Annotated in this window: 15 protein-coding genes and 1 pseudogene; 7 read left to right on the forward strand and 9 right to left on the reverse strand. The window is 28.4% G+C overall.

Annotated features, from left to right (window positions below; genetic code table 11):
- Nucleotide 1 precedes the first annotated feature (1 nt).
- The gene (locus V3V28_RS12890) at nt 2-3,055 is read right to left on the reverse strand and encodes a tetratricopeptide repeat protein (RefSeq protein WP_331365422.1); all 3,054 of its coding nucleotides are present in this window, start codon (nt 3,053-3,055) and stop codon (nt 2-4) included.
- Nucleotides 3,056-3,218: 163 nt separating this feature from the next.
- Here V3V28_RS12890 and V3V28_RS12895 point away from each other — a divergent pair, with 163 nt between their 5' ends.
- Nucleotides 3,219-3,905: a cell division ATP-binding protein FtsE gene (locus V3V28_RS12895; RefSeq protein WP_331365423.1), complete on the forward strand. Its 687-nt coding sequence runs from the start codon at nt 3,219-3,221 to the stop codon at nt 3,903-3,905.
- Between the two features lie 3 nt (nt 3,906-3,908).
- On the opposite strand, the gene V3V28_RS12900 is transcribed toward V3V28_RS12895, so the two are convergent.
- Nucleotides 3,909-5,021: a hypothetical protein gene (locus V3V28_RS12900; protein WP_331365424.1), complete on the reverse strand. Its 1,113-nt coding sequence runs from the start codon at nt 5,019-5,021 to the stop codon at nt 3,909-3,911.
- A 57-nt stretch (nt 5,022-5,078) separates the two neighbouring features.
- On the opposite strand from V3V28_RS12900, the gene V3V28_RS12905 reads away from it, so the two are divergent.
- Entirely contained in the window at nt 5,079-5,897 is an 819-nt protein-coding gene (locus V3V28_RS12905) for a 2OG-Fe(II) oxygenase (protein ID WP_331365425.1), read from the forward strand.
- Here the strand turns inward: V3V28_RS12905 and V3V28_RS12910 are convergent, their stop codons facing one another.
- Together V3V28_RS12910 and V3V28_RS12915 are read right to left on the reverse strand one after the other, a co-directional pair.
- Complete coding sequence (locus V3V28_RS12910) at nt 5,898-6,983, reverse strand: glycosyltransferase (RefSeq protein WP_331365426.1); 1,086 nt, start codon at nt 6,981-6,983, stop codon at nt 5,898-5,900.
- 12 nt (nt 6,984-6,995) lie between these two features.
- A complete protein-coding gene (locus V3V28_RS12915) occupies nt 6,996-8,672 on the reverse strand; it encodes a formate--tetrahydrofolate ligase (RefSeq protein WP_331365427.1) in 1,677 nt (558 codons plus the stop codon).
- Between the two features lie 190 nt (nt 8,673-8,862).
- On the opposite strand from V3V28_RS12915, the gene V3V28_RS12920 reads away from it, so the two are divergent.
- The 4 genes from V3V28_RS12920 to obgE all read left to right on the forward strand — a co-directional run bounded on the left by V3V28_RS12920 (nt 8,863) and on the right by obgE (nt 14,900).
- Nucleotides 8,863-9,465 (forward strand): hypothetical protein, encoded by a 603-nt coding sequence (locus tag V3V28_RS12920; protein WP_331365428.1) that lies wholly within the window; start codon nt 8,863-8,865, stop codon nt 9,463-9,465.
- A gap of 155 nt (nt 9,466-9,620) precedes the next feature.
- Nucleotides 9,621-12,605, forward strand: coding sequence for a protein translocase subunit SecDF (secDF, locus tag V3V28_RS12925; RefSeq protein WP_331365429.1), 2,985 nt, complete (start codon nt 9,621-9,623; stop codon nt 12,603-12,605).
- Between the two features lie 110 nt (nt 12,606-12,715).
- Nucleotides 12,716-13,834, forward strand: coding sequence for an adenylate kinase (locus V3V28_RS12930; RefSeq protein ID WP_331365430.1), 1,119 nt, complete (start codon nt 12,716-12,718; stop codon nt 13,832-13,834).
- Between the two features lie 76 nt (nt 13,835-13,910).
- A complete protein-coding gene (gene obgE / locus V3V28_RS12935; protein WP_331365431.1) occupies nt 13,911-14,900 on the forward strand; it encodes a GTPase ObgE in 990 nt (329 codons plus the stop codon).
- Nucleotides 14,901-14,953: 53 nt separating this feature from the next.
- On the opposite strand, the gene V3V28_RS12940 is transcribed toward obgE, so the two are convergent.
- The 4 genes from V3V28_RS12940 to V3V28_RS12955 form a co-directional block, all read right to left on the reverse strand.
- Nucleotides 14,954-15,403 (reverse strand): hypothetical protein, encoded by a 450-nt coding sequence (locus V3V28_RS12940; RefSeq protein WP_331365432.1) that lies wholly within the window; start codon nt 15,401-15,403, stop codon nt 14,954-14,956.
- A gap of 71 nt (nt 15,404-15,474) precedes the next feature.
- Nucleotides 15,475-16,728 (reverse strand): tetratricopeptide repeat protein, encoded by a 1,254-nt coding sequence (locus V3V28_RS12945; protein ID WP_331365433.1) that lies wholly within the window; start codon nt 16,726-16,728, stop codon nt 15,475-15,477.
- A gap of 6 nt (nt 16,729-16,734) precedes the next feature.
- Nucleotides 16,735-18,159 (reverse strand): M56 family metallopeptidase, encoded by a 1,425-nt coding sequence (locus tag V3V28_RS12950; RefSeq protein ID WP_331365434.1) that lies wholly within the window; start codon nt 18,157-18,159, stop codon nt 16,735-16,737.
- Between the two features lie 231 nt (nt 18,160-18,390).
- Nucleotides 18,391-18,753 (reverse strand): BlaI/MecI/CopY family transcriptional regulator, encoded by a 363-nt coding sequence (locus V3V28_RS12955; protein ID WP_331365435.1) that lies wholly within the window; start codon nt 18,751-18,753, stop codon nt 18,391-18,393.
- Nucleotides 18,754-18,918: 165 nt separating this feature from the next.
- On the opposite strand from V3V28_RS12955, the gene V3V28_RS12960 reads away from it, so the two are divergent.
- Nucleotides 18,919-19,419: a DUF456 domain-containing protein gene (locus tag V3V28_RS12960; RefSeq protein WP_331365436.1), complete on the forward strand. Its 501-nt coding sequence runs from the start codon at nt 18,919-18,921 to the stop codon at nt 19,417-19,419.
- A 133-nt stretch (nt 19,420-19,552) separates the two neighbouring features.
- Here the strand turns inward: V3V28_RS12960 and V3V28_RS12965 are convergent.
- Nucleotides 19,553-19,662, reverse strand: a pseudogene (locus tag V3V28_RS12965) (IS982 family transposase); the annotation flags it as partial.

Genomic DNA, 19,662 nt, shown 5'->3' on the forward strand with positions numbered 1-19,662 from the left:
TTTAATTTTCTTTTTTTGTAGTTTCTGTCTTAATTGATTTAACAGAATTATTTGTTTTGGCTTCGTTTTCTTTTATAAGGTCTAATTCCTTTTGTGCATCTGCAACAATATCTTCAAAATTATCAAAGTTTTTAATCACGTTTTCTAACACAAAAGTAGCTTGATACACATCTTTTAATCCATAATAATTTTTACCCATTATTACATAACTCTTTACTGCCCAATATTTGTAAGCTGAATAATTGGCTATTAAATTTTGCACCACTTTATTGGAGTCTGTATAATCTTGCTGCTGATTTTTAAAAAACGAATTAAAATACAATGCTTCTGCCTTTAATTCTCCAGTAGCATTTCTTTCTACTTCTCTATAATATTCTTCAGCAGTTAAAAAGTCTTCAGTTTTAAAAGATGCACGAGCAATAATTGTTTTTGCATCGTATTCTAAATCTTTTTCCAATTTATTTCTCTGCAATATTTTTTTAGCATATTCAATGGCAAAATCATACGCTTCCGTTTCATAATATCCTTTCATTAAATTACTTTGGGCAAAGAGTACATTTTCTGTTGAATAGGCTTCTTGTTCTAATCTATCTAAAAGTGGAAGGGCATTATTAAAATCTCCCTTTTGTAAATATATCTGGGATAACTTACTCAAGGATTCTTCACTATATTCATTTTGCTCTTCTTCTAGAACAATTTCATAACTCGCTGCAGCTTTATCAAACTCTTTCACCTTAAATAAAATATCTGCCAAATAGTAATTTGCTTTTAATTTATGAATTCCGGTTGGAAAACTTCTTGTATACTTGAATAAGCTGTTTATAATATCATCTCCATTTTTAGAACCGAAATACAATTTTTCTGCAACGGCAAAAGTAGTATTGTCTATATCTGAATTTGTAATATTTATAAATTTTAGGTCTTTAATCCAATTTACATAATCTTCTAAATTACCATTATCAATGTAAATGTTTCTGGCATTTGCAACTGCCTCAAAAGCATCTTGAGAATTCGGAAACTGACTTGTTACTTGTTTAAATTTTAATAACGCCTCTTGATTCTGATTATCATTATAATACAACAATCCTTGACGAACCAAAGCTTTTGGTAAAAAGATACTTTTTTGGTGTTTGTCTAACAATCTATCAAAAGCTTGATGCGCTTTTTTATTATTTTTAAGCTTTGTATATGTAATTGCTAATTGATACAAAGCATCATCTTTTAAAGAAGAAACTTGATAATCGTTTACCACTTTTGTTAAAGCAACAATTTTTGCATCATTTTCATCTGTAAAACCATAACTCATTCCTATTTGATACTGCGCGTAATCTGCACCAGAACCATAAACATCTATCACTTTTTGATACGATTTTACAGCATTTTCATATTCTCTTATGGCAAAATAACTATCTCCTAAACGAACCAAAGCATCATCTCTTACATCATTTTCTATAGCATCTATTTTTAAAAAATTTTGAAAAGCGAATGTTGCTTCTTCATATTCTTTCAATTTAAAATGACTATAACCAATGTTATAATTCACCAATGAAAATTCATCTTTATCAGATTTTATAAACTTTTGAAGTACCACAAATTTTGTCAATGCATCTTTGTAATTTTCTAATCTATAAATAGTTTCCGCTTCCCAATATTGGGCTTTTTGGTTAATTTCTGAATCTAAAGAATTTTTACTGGTTGTAAAAAAAGGCAAAGCTTCTTTTAATTTTTTTTCATTAAATAACTGAATACCTCTATAAAAAGAAATTTCTAAAATCATAGCAATATTCTCTTTAGATTTCTTTTTTGATAAAAACGCTAAAGCACCTTCATAATCTTGCTGGTGTATAAACGATGAAACCACCAGCTTACTAAGCTCATCATAAGCTTTTGATTTTGGATAAGCTTTTAAGTAATCTTGTAAAACATCTGCTACACTTTTAAAAGGATTTCCTTCTTCATAACTTAATTTTGCATAATTTAAAGCTGCATCTTGTTGAACCACTTTATCGAAATTCATTTCAGAAGCAGATTTAAATGCATTTAAAGCTTCTGTTTTTTTATCTAAATTTAAATAACATTCGCCTAAATGATAGTAGGCATTTTGTGCAACATTGTTCTTCTGATCTATAATTTTATTAAAATAGTTAAGGGCATTTTCAAAATCATTTTGTTTATAATACGCATATCCTAATTGATAAAAATCTGTATTATTCCATTTTCCTTTTTTGCCTTTGTATTCCTTTAAAAATGGAATTGCCTCGTTGTATTGTTTTAAGTTGAAATAACTTTCGCCTACTATTTTAGAAATTTCTGAACGCTCTTTTCTTTTTACTATTTTTAAAAGTTCTTCTCCAACAATTGTACAGCGCTCAAATTTACCTGCTTTAAAAGTGATGTCTAATAAATAATAAGAAATCTCTAAACGATACGTATCATTATCTGCAATTTCCTTTAATGTAGATTCTGCAATTCCGTAATCTTCTAATTTGTATGCGATGTATCCATAATAGTATCTAGAATCGTTACCGTATTTTGGGTCGTTTATCAATTCTAAAAAATGATCTTTTGCTAAAGTGTACTTTTTAGTTACCAATAAACCGTAACCCATTTTAAAATTTAATTCTTTTCTGTTTTCTACAGAAAGTAAATCTATATTTACTTTTTTGTGCCATTTTAGAGCATACGCGGCTTTTTTATTCGCAAAATAATAGTTAGCGACATTAAAATAGGCTTTATTTTTTTTACTACTATTAGGGTTTTTGTCAACAAAAGCCAATACTTTCTTATCTGCATCTGGCTGATTTAACTTTACAGCACACATTGCTTCATAATAAGCAGCATCAGATTTTAAATTAGAACTATTGGTAGCCGCTTTATTAACTTCCGAAAAAGTTTTTTGAGCAGCAGCATATGCTTTGTTAGAAAACAATTGCAACGCATTATTATAATCTGTTAAAATATTTGTTTCGCCAACAGATTGCTGACTATAACCAGATACAGATAGTAATAAAATAAAAAAGAATAGAAACTGTTTTCTATTAAAACCAAACTTCATACAATTATTTTTGATACTCAAAATGAATAACGAACATTTTTTAGTTTTGTTTGATGGAGGAAGAAAAAAAATGTTATAATTTTAACTCAAAAATAAGAATAGTTTGTAATTATTGATAGAAAATCATCAGAAACTTATAAGTTTGTAAAAAACTATTCATCTTATGGAAAAACCAGTTTTACATTTAGAAAATGCAGAAATTTATCAAAGAGATAATTTGGTCTTATCTAAAGTGAATTTATCTATTAATAAAGGTGATTTTTATTATTTAATAGGAAAAACTGGTAGTGGAAAAAGTAGCTTAATGAAAACCTTATATGGAGATTTACAACTTCAAAAAGGAATTGGAAATATTGTAGATTTTGATTTAAAAAACTTAAAAGACAAAGATATTCCGTTTTTAAGAAGAAAAATAGGAATTGTTTTTCAAGATTTTAAATTATTAAGCGACAGAACTGTCTTCGGAAATTTAGAATTTGTTTTAAAAGCGACAGGCTGGAAAAACAAAGAAGAAATAAAATCTAAAATAAATGAAGTTTTAGACAAAGTTGGTATGAAAGCGCAGTATTACAAAAAAACCTACGAGCTTTCTGGTGGAGAACAACAACGTGTAGCTATTGCAAGAGCGTTATTAAATGACCCTGAATTAATTTTGGCGGATGAACCAACAGGAAATTTAGATCCAAAAACATCTTTAGAGGTAATGGAGCTTTTAAATGAAATTCATAAAAGTGGAAAAACCATTTTAATGGCAACTCACGATTATCAACTTATTGTAAAGTTTAAGCAAAAAACACTAAAATGTGAAGGTGGAGAATTGTTTGAAGTTGCCCAACAAGCTACTACATAATCTTTAGCGGAAAATAATATTTATCATTTTTTGTGCATTTTCTGTTGGATTAAAATCCTTTAATGTTTCTTGGCGCAAAACAATTTGTTGATTAGAAAAGTCTTTAGAAAATAATTTTGTAGTTTTTTCTAAAATTTCATTTTTGGTATTTGCCAATTCACAAAAATCTTCTAAACCGGTATCTTCAATCATTTTTGAATTTACAATAATATGTTTTCCTTGATATAAGGTATTTAGTAACTTTAATTTTATTCCCGTTTTTTGAAAAGTTAGTAATGTGTTTACATGTGCTTTTTCAAATAATTTAGCCAAACTTTCTTGAGTTGGAATATCTTCAAAGTAAAGATTCTTATATTTTTCTATTTCGGCTAAAACATATTTATTCTTACAGCTACTTGCAACAATAAATTCAAATGAAGTTTCTTTATAAACATCTATTAAAAACAATGCTGCTCTAACATTATCTGCAACTCTTAAATCTCCGTGGTATAAAACAAAAGTTCCTTTTTTAAGGTTGCTCTCAATTTTTTTAGCTTGATGAAAAACAGGAATATAATTCGTTTTTTCGCCATATACTTCAGAAAAATAGTTTTGTTCAAAAGGAGAAATCGTAAAAATCCCAGTTACTCTTTTTAGAATACTTTCAAACTTTTTTAACTTCATTGCTTCAAGATAAAAAAATGCTTTTTTTAGTAGATTTTTTTCACTTTTATACAATCCAAAAAAATAATTGTGTTCTATATTATGTGTTCTTACATAAGTTTTTTTATAATTAAATTTTACAAGTGGATAAGCTGAATGTAAGCCTTCAATAATAATTGGTATTTCAAATGACTTTAAATTAATAACTAACTCTTTGCTACTTCTACTCTTTACTCTAAATGGTAATCTGGAAAACAACGATAAAAAACTGTTTTTTCGTTTGTAATAAAACACTTTTTTACAATACTTTTCTAGAGTTGATTGTTTGGTTTTATCATCAGAAATATAGGTATGTAAATAAATAGCGACACCTAGCTTGTTAAGTTCTTTTATTTTGAAGAAAACATCTATGATTCCTCCATAATTTGGTGGATAAGGAATATCAAAAGAAACAAGATGAATACTTTTTTTCATTAAATACAAATGTAAAATTTAAAAAATGAATACATTTATACTTTCTTAAAAAGAATTATGGTTTTCACCCGAAAAGAAATAGCAACACTTATTTTAACTAATTTAGAAAGCAATAATGCTGTTTTAAAAAAACAATTTGCTGCACATAAAAATGAGATAGGTTTCTTTTATTTAGATGATTTACTACCTAATAATTTAGCATTAGAAATCCATAATAATTTCCCAAAAACTAAAGACACAGTTCAACGAAAAAGCATTAGAGAAAAGAAATATACTGCTTTTCAAATGGATAAATACAATTCTCTTTTAGAAGAAGTTACATATGCTTTTCAAGATAAAAGAGTCGTGAAATTAGTTTCAGAAATTTGTAATATTGATGCTGTTTTTCCTGATAAAAACTTATATGCTGGTGGTTTATCATTAATGGCAAAAGACAATTTTTTAAATCCTCATTTAGACAATTCTCATGATAAGGATAGAAATAGATGGCGCGTTTTAAATTTATTGTATTACACAACGCCAGATTGGGAGCAGGAAAATGGCGGTAATTTAGAAGTTTGGCCAAAAGGTTTACAAGAAAAACAAATTACAATTACAAGTAAGTTTAATAGATTAGTTGTTATGACAACTCATAATAAATCTTGGCATTCTGTTAGTAAAGTTACAGTAGACAAAGTAAGATGTTGCGTTTCTAATTATTATTTTTCTGACAACCCATTATTGGATTCAGATTCTTTTCATGTAACTACTTTTAGAGGAAGACCAACAGAAAAACTGAAAGATTTTATCTTACAAATTGATAATAATTTGCGTTCTTTTGTAAGAAAGCTATTCAAAAAAGGAATTCGTGAAAATCCACATCAATACAAAAAATAGTTATTTACAATTAGTAAAAATATCTATTAATTTTTCTTCTTGATGCTCCCAAATTAATTCTTGTTTTGCAATTTTTAATGCTGAAGAAAAGTCTTTTCCTACAAGGTTTAAAATTTGTTTTGCTAACATTTCAGGATTTCTGTCTGATACAATTTCGCCTACTTTATGTTTTAAAACAACGTTTCTCATTTCTGGCAAATCAGAAACCAGAATAGGAACTTCTGCTTGAATATAATCGAAAATTTTGTTTGGCAATGCAAATCTATAATTCAAGCCTAAATCTTCTTCTATACTTATTCCTAAATCTGCTAAAGGCGTTAATTGATGTAATTCTGAAGGCAACATTTTACCAAGAAAAAAAATATTTTCTACTTTATTATTACCTACTACTTGCTTTTGCAAATCTTCATAGATATCTCCATTTCCAATAATTACTAAAAGATGATTTGGTAAAAACAGCATCGTATCAATCATCAATTCTAAACCACGCCCAATATTAATAGCTCCTTGATATAAAATTATTTTTTTACTATCAGTTTTAAAAGGAAGTTTTCCTTTTAAAACTGATTTTTTAGTTGGTAAATTTAAAATTGTTTTAAAATTTGTTTGATATTTCTCATTGTAATAATCGGCAATACTTTGGCAAACTGTATAAGAATTTTTAAGATTTGGTAAGATCCATTTTTCTAGAAAAGTCCAACATTTATTTACAAAAGGGCGTTCTACTAATTCTGGAATTTCAGAAAATAATTCATGACTATCATAAACGATTTTTTTACGTTGTAATTTGCTAATTAAATAGTTTGGTAAAAGTGTATCTAAATCATTAGAAAGTAACAAATCTTTCTTCAAAAATAGTAACACAAAAAATAATCGAATGTTAAATTCTGCATAAAACAAAAATCCTTTATTAAAAAAAAGTGATATTCTTTCCGTTTTGTAGATTCTAGAAATCAGTTTGTATTTTGGTAATTTTCTACCAATTAAAAGCACATCAAAACCAGCATTAAACAAAGTCATACAAACTTTATCTACTCGTTGGTCTGTTACTAAATCATTAGAAACTGTAACAATAATTCTTTTCAAAATAAATCTTTTTTAAGACAAACCAGAAATGACGCCGTTATTATCTATTGTCATATTTTCTGAAGCAGGAACTGATGGTAAACCTGGCATGCGCATCATTTTTCCTAAAATAGGAATGATGAATTGTGCACCCGCTGCTATTTCAATTTCTCTTACAGTAACTGTAAATCCTTCTGGTCTTCCTATTAAAGTTTCATTATCTGAAAACGATTTTTGTGTTTTTGCCATACAAATAGCAAAATCATTAAAGCCAAGTCTATTAATTCTTCTTAAGTTTAATTGTGCCTGCTTACTATACTCAACGTTTTTTGCGCCGTAAATTTCTTTAGCAATAATTTCAATCTTATCTGTTACTGGAGATTTCCAATCATACAAAGGTTTGTATTGTGTTGCTTTATTTTCAACAACATTTACAACTGCTTTTGCTAAATCTTTTGTCCCTTCACCTCCTTTTGCCCAACCTTCAGACAAAACTGCTTCAACACCTAAACTAGCACATTTTTCAATTACAAAATTCACTTCTTCTATAGAATCGGAAATAAAAGAATTAATGGCCACAACAGGTTCAATATTATATTTTCTAATATTTTCAATGTGCTTTTCTAAATTTTTAAATCCTTCTGTAACTTTCTCTAAATCTGGAGTATTATATGCATCTGGTTTTGCGCCTCCATGATGACGCAAAGCTCTAATGGTTGCCACTAAAACCACACATTTAGGGTTCAATTTGGCAAATTGTGATTTAATATTCAAAAATTTTTCTGCTCCTAAATCTGCTCCAAAACCAGCTTCCGTAACTACATAATTAGATAATGAAAGCCCCATTTTAGTAGCAATAATCGTATTTGTTCCTTGCGCAATATTTGCAAAAGGTCCACCATGAATAATTGCAGGGTTTTCTTCTAAAGTTTGTACTAAATTTGGTTTAATTGCATCTTTTAACAAAATAGCCATTGCATTTTCTGCGTTTAAATCTCGTGCAAAAATTGGTTCTTTTTTATAAGTAAAACCAATAAAAATATCTCCTAAACGTTTTTTAAGGTTTTCTAAATCGGACGCCATACATAGAATTGCCATCACTTCAGATGCCGCAGTAATATTAAATCCTTCTTGTCTTGGGATTCCATTTGCTGTGCCGCCCAAACCAATTGTAATATCACGCAAAGCTCTATCATTCATATCAATCACTCGTTTCCAAAGAATCGTTCTTGGATCAATATTTAAGTTTTTGGTTTTGCTTTGTATGTTATTATCAATTAATGCAGAAAGTAGGTTATTCGCTTTTTCTACTGCGCTAAAATCGCCTGTAAAATGCAAATTGATATCTTCCATTGGTACTACTTGAGAATATCCACCACCAGCAGCACCTCCTTTTATTCCAAAAACAGGCCCCAAAGAAGGCTCTCTTAAAACAACAGTTGCTTGTTTTCCTATTTTATTTAAACCTTCTGTTAAACCAATAGAAACTGTTGTTTTACCTTCACCTGCTGGAGTTGGTGTAAGTGCAGTTACTAAAACTAAATTGTTCTTTTCTATTTTTTTATCATCAATTAAAGATAATGGCAACTTTGCTTTGTACTTTCCGTACATTTCTATACTGTCTTCTTCAACTTTTAGCTTTGCAGCTATATTTTTTATGTGCTCTAGTTTTTTGGCTTGTGCAATTGCAATATCAGATAAATGTGTCATATATATTATTTTCGAAATGTAATTTTATCAATTAAAAAACTAAAGATAATTAATTTTAAGGGTTGAAACTGTTTTTTTATTATGATATAAAAAATGCCAAAGAAATATTTAGAGTTTTACTACACATTCAGTAACTTTAAAGATTACATTTTATCTATATAAAAGCAATCTTTTTTTATATATTTGAGGCATGAAAATAAAATTGTACTTCGGTGCACTATTTTTAATGCTGATCTACTTAGGTACGTTTCAAGAACAAGTTTCTAGAACGAATCAAGAAATTGTTTTGGAATTTGTTGATACTAAAATAAACAAACAAGAAATAAGTGCTACAATTACTTCGATTAAAGAGAAACTTTTAAAAGTCGGAGTTTCTAATATTAAGGTTCAAGAAACACAAAAAGGAACTCTAAAAATCTCTTATTACAGTTTCGTTCATACTACTGATATTAAAGAGGCTCTTGTATTAGAAAATCAACTTACTTTAAATAAAAAATCAGAGAACAAAGAAAAAGAAAAAGCTACTTCTACTTATAATATTGATATTTATGAGGTAACAAATCAAACTAATATTTCTAATCTAAATGATGAATATATATTTGAAATTAAAGTTAATTCAGACAGGTTTACAACAAATTACAATTATATTTCCATAAGAAATTTAGAAACGTATAAAGCAGATCAACTTTTTACTTCTGCTTATAAAGCTAATAAAAACGATCCATTTACAAAGGATTATACTTCACACCAAGAACCAGAAGTTAGAGCTGGACCTTACAAAAGCTATCTTTAGAAATTTATTTGTTTACATATTTTTTAAAACCCTTTAAATTAATGTGTATCAATATCATAATTAGAAAAAACAATACATAAAAAAATTGTCAGTTTTACGAGAAGCTATATATTTGCTCGTTTTTCAAGAAAACTAGACTTTAAAATAATACAACAATGCAAAACAAAGGACTTATTAAAGTATTCGCAATCCTTTTCGGATTAGTGAGTTTATACCAATTATCATTCACATTTTTAGCCAATAAAGTTGAAGATGATGCAAAAGTATATGCAAAAGCAAAAGTGACTGATAACAACGCCAGACAAAAGGCTGCTTTCGAAAGAACGTATTTAGATAGTGTCGGTAACAAAAACACGATTGATCTAGGTATAGCTCAATATAGCTACAATGACGTTAGAGACAAAGAAATGAATCTTGGTCTTGACTTAAAAGGGGGTATTAATGCTATTTTACAAGTTTCTGTAAAAGAAGTTTTAAAGAGTTTAACTAACGATTCTAAAAACGAAGCTTTTAACAATGCTTTAAATGCAGCTGATGAGGCTCAAAAAAGTGATAATGCTAATTATTTAGACTTATTCTTTGAGGAGTTTGAAAAAGTTGCAGGAACTACTAAATTAAGTGATCCTTCAATTTTTGGAACAAAAGCTTTAAGCGAAAAAATATCTTTTAACGAAGAAAACATTACCGTTAAAGAAACTTTACAAGAAGAAATCAATAGTTCTATTGGTACTGCTTTTGAAGTTTTAAGAAGTAGAATAGATAAATTTGGTGTTACTTCACCAAACATTCAAAGAATTGGTAACTCTGGTAGAATTCAAATTGAATTACCAGGAGCTAAAGATATTGAACGTGTAACAAAGTTAATTACTAGTAAAGCAGAATTACAATTTTGGGAAGTATACTCAAATGCAGAAGTTCAAAATTACTTCTTTACTGCAAATGCTAAAGTTGCGGAACTTTTAAAAGTTGATACAGCTACAGAGCAAGTAAAAGACACTACTAAAACAGATGACCTTGATGATTTATTAGGTGAATCTGCAGATTCTACTAAAGTTGTTCAGAAAAACTTATTTACATATTTGTTTCCAAATGTAGCACAATCTCAACAACAATTAAGCTCTTTAGTTGCACAAGCTAAAGTTTTAGATACAGCTATGGTTAATAGCTTATTAAGAAACAAAGAAGTAAAAGCATTATTACCAAATGAATTAAAACATGTTAAATTCTTATGGGATTATAAATCTAATAAAGGTTCAGACAATTCTGAATTAATTGGTTTATACGCAATAAAAAGTAATAGAAATGACAAACCAGCTATTGAAGGTGATGTTATTTTAGACGCTTCTCAAGTATTCAGTCAGATGAATAAACCAGAAGTAAGCATGACAATGAATAGTTATGGTACTAAAGAATGGGGGAAATTAACCACAGACCTATCATCTCAACCTAACAAATTTATTGCAGTTGTTTTAGATGATTATGTATATACAGCACCAACGGTAAGTGTTGCAATTACTTCAGGTAGAACTTCTATTTCTGGTGGAACTATGACAGTTGCAGAAGCTGAAGATATTTCTACAGTTTTAAAGGCTGGTAAATTACCTGCTGCTGCAAGAATTATTCAAGCAGAAGTTGTTGGACCCTCTTTAGGACAAGAAGCAATTGATGCAAGTTTTATTTCTTTTGGTTTAGCTATTCTTTTAGTTTTAATTTGGATGATTCTTTACTATGGTAAAGCTGGTTTATATGCAGATATTGCATTAATTGTAAACATCTTATTCTTATTCGGAATTTTAGCTTCTTTCAACGCTGTGTTAACATTACCAGGTATTGCTGGTATTATCTTAACAATTGGTATGTCTGTTGATGCAAACGTAATTATCTTCGAAAGAATTAAAGAAGGACTATTCAAAAAGAAAGGATTAAAACAATCTGTAGAAGAAGGATTCTCTATAAAAGGGGCTTTATCTGCAATTATAGATGCAAACATTACTACTTTATTAACAGGTATTATTTTATTTGTTTTTGGAACAGGTCCAATTAAAGGTTTCGCCTTAACATTAATGATTGGTATAGCAACTTCATTATTTACAGCTGTGTTTATTACACGTATTTTAATTGATGGAGCAGTTAACAAAGGTTCTAATTTAACTTTCAATACTTCTATCTCAAAAGGATGGTTTCAAAATATTAATGTAGAGTTCTTGAAAAAACGTAAAATTGCTTACATCATTTCTGGAGCAATTATTATTGCAGGAATCGTTTCTATATTCTCAATTGGATTAAAACAAGGTGTAGACTTTAAAGGTGGACGTTCTTATGTTGTTCGTTTTGATCAAACAATGAATGCTACTGATGTTGCAGGTACTTTAAAGGATGCTTTTGGTACTTCTCCAGAAGTAAAAACATACGGTCCTGATAATCAATTAAAAATAACAACAGTTTTTAGAATTGATGAAGAAGGACAAAATGTAGATGAAGAGGTTCAAAAATCTTTATTCACAGGATTAAAATCTTATTTAGGTGATACTTCTTATGAAAACTTTAAACCAGGTTTCGAGAAAGAAAGCGCTGGTGTAATGAGTTACATGAAAGTAGAACCAACTATTGCAGATGATATTAAAACATCAGCATTATACGCAGTATTAGGTTCTTTATTAGTAGTTTTCTTATACATATTATTACGTTTTAGAAAAGTATCTTTTTCTATTGGAGCTGTAGTTGCAGTTTTCCATGATGTATTAATTGTATTAGGTGTATTCTCTATATTTTATAAGTTTATGCCTTTTGATATGGAAATCGGACAATCATTTATTGCAGCAATTCTAACCGTAGTTGGTTACTCACTGAATGATACCGTGGTTATTTTCGATAGAATTAGAGAATTTACAGGATCATATCCAAACTGGAAATATAGTGATGTTGTAAACAAAGCATTAAGCTCTACTTTAGGAAGAACAGTAAATACATCTTTAACAACATTATTAGTTATGATCGTAATCTTCTTATTTGGTGGAGATTCTATTAAAGGATTTATGTTTGCATTAATTATTGGTGTAGCAGTTGGTACCTATTCATCATTATTTGTGGCAACACCAATAATGTACGATACAACTAAAAAAGAAGAGAAGAATAAATAATTCTCAATTAACATAATAAAAAACCCGTTTTCTTATGTGACACTGAAATCAGTTCAACACAGGAAAACGGTTTTTTTCATTTAATTACTAGCAACTATATTTGCAATCTTATGAGTATTATTAAACTTCAAGATTTATACTTTAGGCCTTATATTAATAAAGGCGAAATAGCGGCTATAGTAAAACATTTAGCAACACAAGTAAAAGCAGATTTACCAAAAGATGAAGTCCCTATTTTTGTAGGTATTTTAAATGGATGCTTCTTATTTGCTGCAGATTTTATTAGAGAATTTAATGGAAATTGTGAGGTTTCATTTGTAAAACTAGCTTCTTATCAAGGAACTTCTTCTACAGAAAACGTAAAACAATTAGTAGGTATTAATGAAGATTTAACTGATAGAACTGTTATAATTTTAGAAGATATAATTGATACAGGAAATACACTCCAAGAAATTTATAATATCTTTAGAGACAAAAATGTAAAGCAACTAAAAGTTGCTACATTATTTTTTAAACCAGACGTATTTAGAAAAGAATTACCAATAGATTATATCGGAAAAAGTATTGAAGATAAATTTATTGTTGGTTACGGATTAGATTACAATGGACTAGGAAGAAACTATCCAGCAATATATCAACTATCAACACAACCAAAAATGAAAAACATTGTATTATTTGGCCCTCCAGGTGCAGGAAAAGGAACACAGGCAGAATTCTTAAAAAACATGTACAATTTAGTACATATTTCTACAGGAGATGTTTTTCGTTTCAACATTAAAAACCAAACTGAATTAGGTTTATTGGCAAAAAAATATATGGATGAAGGAGATTTAGTTCCGGATGAAGTTACTATTAACATGCTAAAAGCTGAAGTTGAGAAAAATACAAATGCTAACGGTTTTATTTTTGATGGTTTTCCTAGAACTGAATCTCAAGCAGAAGCTTTAGATGCTTTTTTAGCCGATAAAGGAGAGCAAATTAACGGAATGGTTGCTTTAGAAGTTCCAGAAGACATTTTGGTTACACGTTTATTAGATCGTGGAAAAACAAGCGGAAGAACAGACGATACTAACGAAGGTAAAATTAGAAATCGTTTTAACGAATATAACACAAAAACTGCCATTTTACAACATTATTTTGAAGCTCAAAATAAATATTATGGAATTAATGGTGTTGGTTCTATAGAAGATATTACAACAAGAATAGCAGAAGTATTTGATACTTTATAAATTGTTTATCTGTGTATTTGTTTATTCGTAAAAATGCGTATAAACAATTAAACAAATAAACGCATAAACAGAAATAATGACAGAAGGTAACTTCGTTGACTACATAAAAATATACGCTTCTTCTGGTAAAGGAGGACAAGGTTCTATGCATTTACATAGAGAGAAATTCATTACCAAAGGTGGCCCTGATGGTGGAGATGGTGGACGTGGCGGACACATAATTTTACGTGGAGACAAAAACATGTGGACACTGTTTCACCTAAAATTTAAAAGACATTTTAGAGCAGATGGTGGTGGTGGTGGAAGCGCAAGTAGAAGTACTGGTGCAGATGGTTCTGATATATATGTAGATGTACCTTTAGGTACAATTATACGTGATGCAGATACAGACGAAATCATTTTAGAAATTACAGAAGACAAAAAAGAAGTTGTTCTTTTACGTGGTGGAAAAGGTGGACTTGGAAACTGGCATTTTAAATCTTCTACAAATCAAACACCAAGATATTCGCAACCAGGAATGGACGGAATTGATGGTTGGTTTCGTATGGAATTAAAATTATTAGCAGATGTAGGTTTGGTTGGTTTCCCAAATGCGGGTAAATCTACTTTACTATCTGTTTTAACCTCTGCAAAGCCAAAAATTGCAGATTATGCTTTTACTACTTTAAAACCTAATTTAGGTATTGTAGAACATAGAAATCATCAAACATTTGTAATTGCAGATATTCCAGGAATTATTGAAGGTGCTGCAGAAGGAAAAGGTTTAGGACATCGATTTTTACGTCATATAGAACGTAATTCTGCTTTGTTATTCTTAATTCCAGCAGATAGTGACGATATTAATAAAGAGTACGACATTCTACTTAATGAGCTTAAAAAACACAATCCTGAATTGTTAGATAAAGACCGTTTATTGGCTATTTCTAAATCGGATATGTTAGATGATGAATTACAAGCAGAAATAAAAGCAGAATTACCAAAAGGTGTAGAAGCATTGTTTATTTCTTCTGTTGCCCAAAAAGGGTTGCAAGAATTAAAAGACAAACTTTGGAAGATGTTGAATTAAGGAATTAAACATAAAAATATAAAAGTTCAAACATTAACTTGTTTGAGCTTTTTTTATTCAGTTAATTCAATTTTTATTGGTAAAGTATATTTTGTAGTTACAGGAATTCCTCTCTTAATAGCTGGATAAATATTTGGCAAGCTATTTACACTTACTTTTAATAAGCTATCTAACTCTGGTAATGCTATTTTAATATTTTCTGGAGATTTAATTTTATCTAATACAATCTCTCCTTTAGAATTAATAATTAAATCTACATATATAATTTCAGAAATTGAATCTTTTACAGAAAATGAAAACTGACTTAACTCTACTCCTATTTCTTGGTGTATTGAAGTTCTAAAGCAATCTGTTTTTTTATTTTTATCAATAATTGAATCACAAATTTTGAAAGAAGGTGATGTATCTACAGAAGAAAAAATGACAATTGTATCTACAGTTTGTTGATTATTCTTGTTTTTTGAAAATGAAAACTTATCACATGAAGTGAATAAAATAATCAAAATTAAAAAAGTAAAAATACGCAAAAACATAAATATATTTATTTCGTGAATTTACTAAATTTTGTTGACTTTTATTCTAAATTTTCTCCTTTCAAAAAATAATCCTTTTTTATCTCTTTAATTCTATTTTTTACAAAATCAGTCATAACCTTATCTTTAGACTCAAACCTTTCTATGTATTTTAAATAATGCGTGTATCCTATTTTTTTATCTTTATAATAATCATCAGAAATTTTTGCTAATTGAAACAAAGCTTTGTAATTCTTATAATTTTCTTTGTATGCTTTATCAAAATTGAAAATAGCTAGTTTTGGTTTTTTAGTTTCAAAATAAGTGGTTGCCAAACCATAATATTCTTCATCTCTTCTATCTTTACCGATAAAAGTTGCCATACTATAATTTATACTTGCAGTTTTATAATTCTTTTCTTTTAATGCAATGTGGCCTAAATAAGTATAAGGTTTGTAGTCTTCTCTATCTTTATACTTTAATTTCACAAACTGCTTCTTTGCTAGTTTTAAACTATCTATATTATAATAAACTCTCCCTAACATAGAAATAGCATACGTGCTTTTTTTATCGATGCTGTCTAAATTTAAAAGTAACGGAATTGCTTCAGAATATTTTTTATCTCTATAAAACTGATTGATTTTTAATTTATTTAAGTTGATGTTATTCTTATCTATCATCAAACCTTTATCAACAAAAATTGTGGTAGAATCTAGTTCCTTTAATTTATTAAAACTAGTTGCCAATCTTATAATTACTTTTAAATGTGTAGCATCTTTACTATGTGTATCTAAAAAACTATTAATCATTCTATTTCTATCATTTTTTAAAGAATAACCTAAACCCAATTGATAAGAATAATTAGCATTTAAAGAATCTTTTTGAACCAAGTCTTTAAAAACCTGAATGGCTTTTTTAGGCTTTCTTTTTAACAAATACAACTTACCTAATTGATATTTCAATACCAAATTCAAAGAATCTTTGGCTAAAATTTCTTCATAGATTTCTATTGATTTATTTGTTTTTTTTAAGCGTTGATAATTTTTAGCTAACTTTAAGCTTGCTTTTTTATCCTCCTTAAAAACCAATACTCTCTCTAAATATTCAACGGTTCTTTTATAATTATCTATGGATTCATAAATAATGGCTGTTTTATAATTTGATAAAAATGAAGGTGTCTTTATCTTTTCTAATTCCATTAGTGCTAATTGATATCTACCTTTTTCAAACAAACTATCTATAACAGTAAAAGTTGAAGACTGGGCTTCAACTTTTACAATTACAAATAGTAATAAAACTAAAATTTTCTTTTTCATAGTATGTTATTTCGTTTTATCTACATTTAATGTAAACGGAATTGAGTATTTAACGGACACTACTTCTCCATTATTTTCTCCAGGAACCATTCTAGGCAAAGAACTCATAACCTTTATTACTTCTGCTTTAATTTTAGGGTGCGGTGCTCTTGCTTTTATATCAACAACATCTCCTTCTTTATCTATCATAAACCCAATAAACACTCTTTTCTTTCCTGCTTCTAGACCAAGTGTATTTACCATTCTTGAGTCAAATTCTCTTGAAAAATGTTTCTGAACCATTTTAGAGAAGCATACTTTATCTCCAGACTCGCAACCAGGAAAAGTGGGTACTTTATCAATAGTCATAAATGAAACAGCTTCTCCTTTTTTATTTTTCTTTATCTTTTTTGAAATTTCAGCATAAACCTTACTCTTAAAAAACTTCACTTGTTTTAATTGATATTCTCTGTCTGCATTTAATTTATTAATTGAATCTTTCAAAATCTTATTTTCTAAAGCAATATTTTGCAGTTCTAATTCTTTGACTTTTTGCTTTTCAATTAATAAATTTTCAGGTGCTGAAATTTCTTTTTTTACTTGTTTTGAAGCACAAGAAGTATAAAAAACCATACTTGCTAATACTGGGATTAACAATAAATATTTAAGTTGATTCATTCTTTTTGATTTGTTTTTCGTCATCATAATAATTCTTTTTTTAATAAATGTTTGTTTGTAAAATTGGTTGATAAATGCAACATTTTCAACTTGAAAAAAGTTAGATAATAGTTGATTTATATAGTTTTCTTTTGGACCCGATTTTATGGCAACTTCATCAGAAATATATTCATGCACCAAGGTTATTCTTTTCTGATATAAAAATATCATAGGATTAAACCACATTACAATTTTTAAAAACTCGAAGAATAATAAATCCAACGAATGCTTTTGTTTACTGTGAACTAATTCGTGCTCAATAATTTGAGCTTGTTGAGAATCTGGAATTTCTTTTCCCAAGAAAATATAATTAAAAAACGAAAATGCTTTTGTTTCATTTGGCAATAAAATTAAGGTGTAACTTGGCTTTTTAACGACTTCATACTTTCTTTTTAAGTTGGCTATTTTAAATAATTTTGTAAAGAAAAGTGCTGTAAAAAAAACAACTCCAACCCAAAATAAAAGATCTATGTAGTTTATAGATTGATACCAATTTGCTTCCTGAATCACTTTTTCTGGCGATAAAAAAATCTCTGGTAAGTAGATCATTAATTCTTGAGGAACCGCTTTTTGAAACGTTGGTATTTTTACAAATGGTAATAAAAAAGATAAAACAGGTGTACTTATTAAATACCATCTGTTTTTATTAAAAAAAGTTTCTTTACTTAAAAAAAAATCATAAATAGCCAAGAATAATACTTGAAACAAAACGATTTGTAATATGTAATTTATCATAGATTTTTCTTTTTTTATTTACACAGTCACTTCTAGTAATTCTGCTTTTGGGCAGAATTGTATCGAGAAGTCTTTATTATTAAATATGAACACTTAAAGTTCTTGGTACAAATTTTTCGTTCCTCAAAATTCACTCAAACTGTTAAACTCTGATTACTGCGAACTGAACACTGCAAATGAATATTTATTTCACACAACAGTAAAAACTGCAAACTGCCACTAAATTATTGCTTACTTTTTCTTATTCACTTCCTTTAAAATAGATTCTAATTCTTTAACATCCATTTTATTTTCTTTTACAAAAAAGGAAACCATACTTTTAAATGAACCATCGAAATAACCGTTCATTAGTTTATGTAAACTTTGGTTGCTATAGGTTTCTTTATCTAAAATTATATGATAGATAAACCCTCTACCTAAAGGTTTATGACCTACAAACCCTTTACTTTCTAAAATTCTAATAATTGTAGAAACTGTATTGTATGCAGGTTTAGGTTCTGGTAATTTTTCGATAACTTCTTTTACAGAAGCTTCATCTAAAGTCCATAAAACTTGCATTATTTGCTCTTCTGCTTTTGTTAATTGCTTATTCATATTTATAACTAAACTTTTAGTTCAACACAACAAATATAACTAAATATTTAGTTTAAACTAATTTTATAGTTAAAAACTATTGTAACAATGTTTTGTTACTAACGTCTTATTATTAGAAAACTGGCTTGGTTATTGAACTATAGCTAGTAAATTATTAAAATTAATATGGATATATTTTTATTACTACTAGGCTTCGTTTTCGTTTGCCTGGGCATTATTGGCTCATTTTTACCTGTTTTACCAGGACCTTTAACTGCTTGGTTTGGCTTATTATTATTACACACAACCAAAATTATTCCTATGGATTGGACTTTTCTTGGTATTACTTTAGGTTTAGCAATACTCATATGGATTCTCGATTACTTTATACCAGCAATGGGTACAAAACGTTTTGGTGGAACTAAATACGGAGTTTACGGAACTACAATTGGTTTAATTGTTGGTTTACTCTCTCCTATTCCTTTTGGAATGTTGTTGGGCGCTTTCTTTGGAGCATTTATTGGAGAAATGATGTACGATAGTAAAGACACAAACCGAGCATTAAAAGCTTCTTTTGGTGCTTTTATTGGTTTTTTAGCTTCAGCTACTATAAAGTTCTCTATAGCTTCTGTCTATTTTGTTTTATTCCTAATTCAGTTTTGGGAATTTAAAGGAGAATTCTTTTAATTCTTCACTACATAGAAACATAGTTTTAACGCATTTCATTGAGAGTAAATATGACGGACAATTTCTTTTAAAGGAAAATAACGTGTCATTCCTGCGTAGGCAGGAATCTATACTTGGTTAACCCGTTGTGCATTTAAATAATACTAATTTTTAAGTTGTTAATATTTCTATCAAAAGTAAACTTATTAATGAATTGAATAATTGTTAATGAGGTTAATTTTGAGAGTATTCTAGTCTTAAAAC

Origin of the sequence: Polaribacter sp. (assembly GCF_036480315.1) — a bacterium.
Taxonomy (GTDB): Bacteria; Bacteroidota; Bacteroidia; order Flavobacteriales; family Flavobacteriaceae; genus Polaribacter.

What these genes read in the sequence shown, in the direction of transcription:
- V3V28_RS12890 (WP_331365422.1), bottom strand. Translation starts at nt 3,055, where the DNA reads ATGAAGTTTGGTTTTAATAGAAAACAGTTTCTATTCTTTTTTATTTTA.
- V3V28_RS12955 (WP_331365435.1), bottom strand. Translation starts at nt 18,753, where the DNA reads ATGAATAAGCAATTAACAAAAGCAGAAGAGCAAATAATGCAAGTTTTA.
- V3V28_RS12920 (WP_331365428.1), top strand. Translation starts at nt 8,863, where the DNA reads ATGAAAATAAAATTGTACTTCGGTGCACTATTTTTAATGCTGATCTAC.
- V3V28_RS12915 (WP_331365427.1), bottom strand. Translation starts at nt 8,672, where the DNA reads ATGACACATTTATCTGATATTGCAATTGCACAAGCCAAAAAACTAGAG.
- V3V28_RS12895 (WP_331365423.1), top strand. Translation starts at nt 3,219, where the DNA reads ATGGAAAAACCAGTTTTACATTTAGAAAATGCAGAAATTTATCAAAGA.
- V3V28_RS12905 (WP_331365425.1), top strand. Translation starts at nt 5,079, where the DNA reads ATGGTTTTCACCCGAAAAGAAATAGCAACACTTATTTTAACTAATTTA.
- V3V28_RS12930 (WP_331365430.1), top strand. Translation starts at nt 12,716, where the DNA reads ATGAGTATTATTAAACTTCAAGATTTATACTTTAGGCCTTATATTAAT.
- V3V28_RS12950 (WP_331365434.1), bottom strand. Translation starts at nt 18,159, where the DNA reads ATGATAAATTACATATTACAAATCGTTTTGTTTCAAGTATTATTCTTG.
- obgE (WP_331365431.1), top strand. Translation starts at nt 13,911, where the DNA reads ATGACAGAAGGTAACTTCGTTGACTACATAAAAATATACGCTTCTTCT.
- V3V28_RS12945 (WP_331365433.1), bottom strand. Translation starts at nt 16,728, where the DNA reads ATGAAAAAGAAAATTTTAGTTTTATTACTATTTGTAATTGTAAAAGTT.
- secDF (WP_331365429.1), top strand. Translation starts at nt 9,621, where the DNA reads ATGCAAAACAAAGGACTTATTAAAGTATTCGCAATCCTTTTCGGATTA.
- V3V28_RS12960 (WP_331365436.1), top strand. Translation starts at nt 18,919, where the DNA reads ATGGATATATTTTTATTACTACTAGGCTTCGTTTTCGTTTGCCTGGGC.
- V3V28_RS12900 (WP_331365424.1), bottom strand. Translation starts at nt 5,021, where the DNA reads ATGAAAAAAAGTATTCATCTTGTTTCTTTTGATATTCCTTATCCACCA.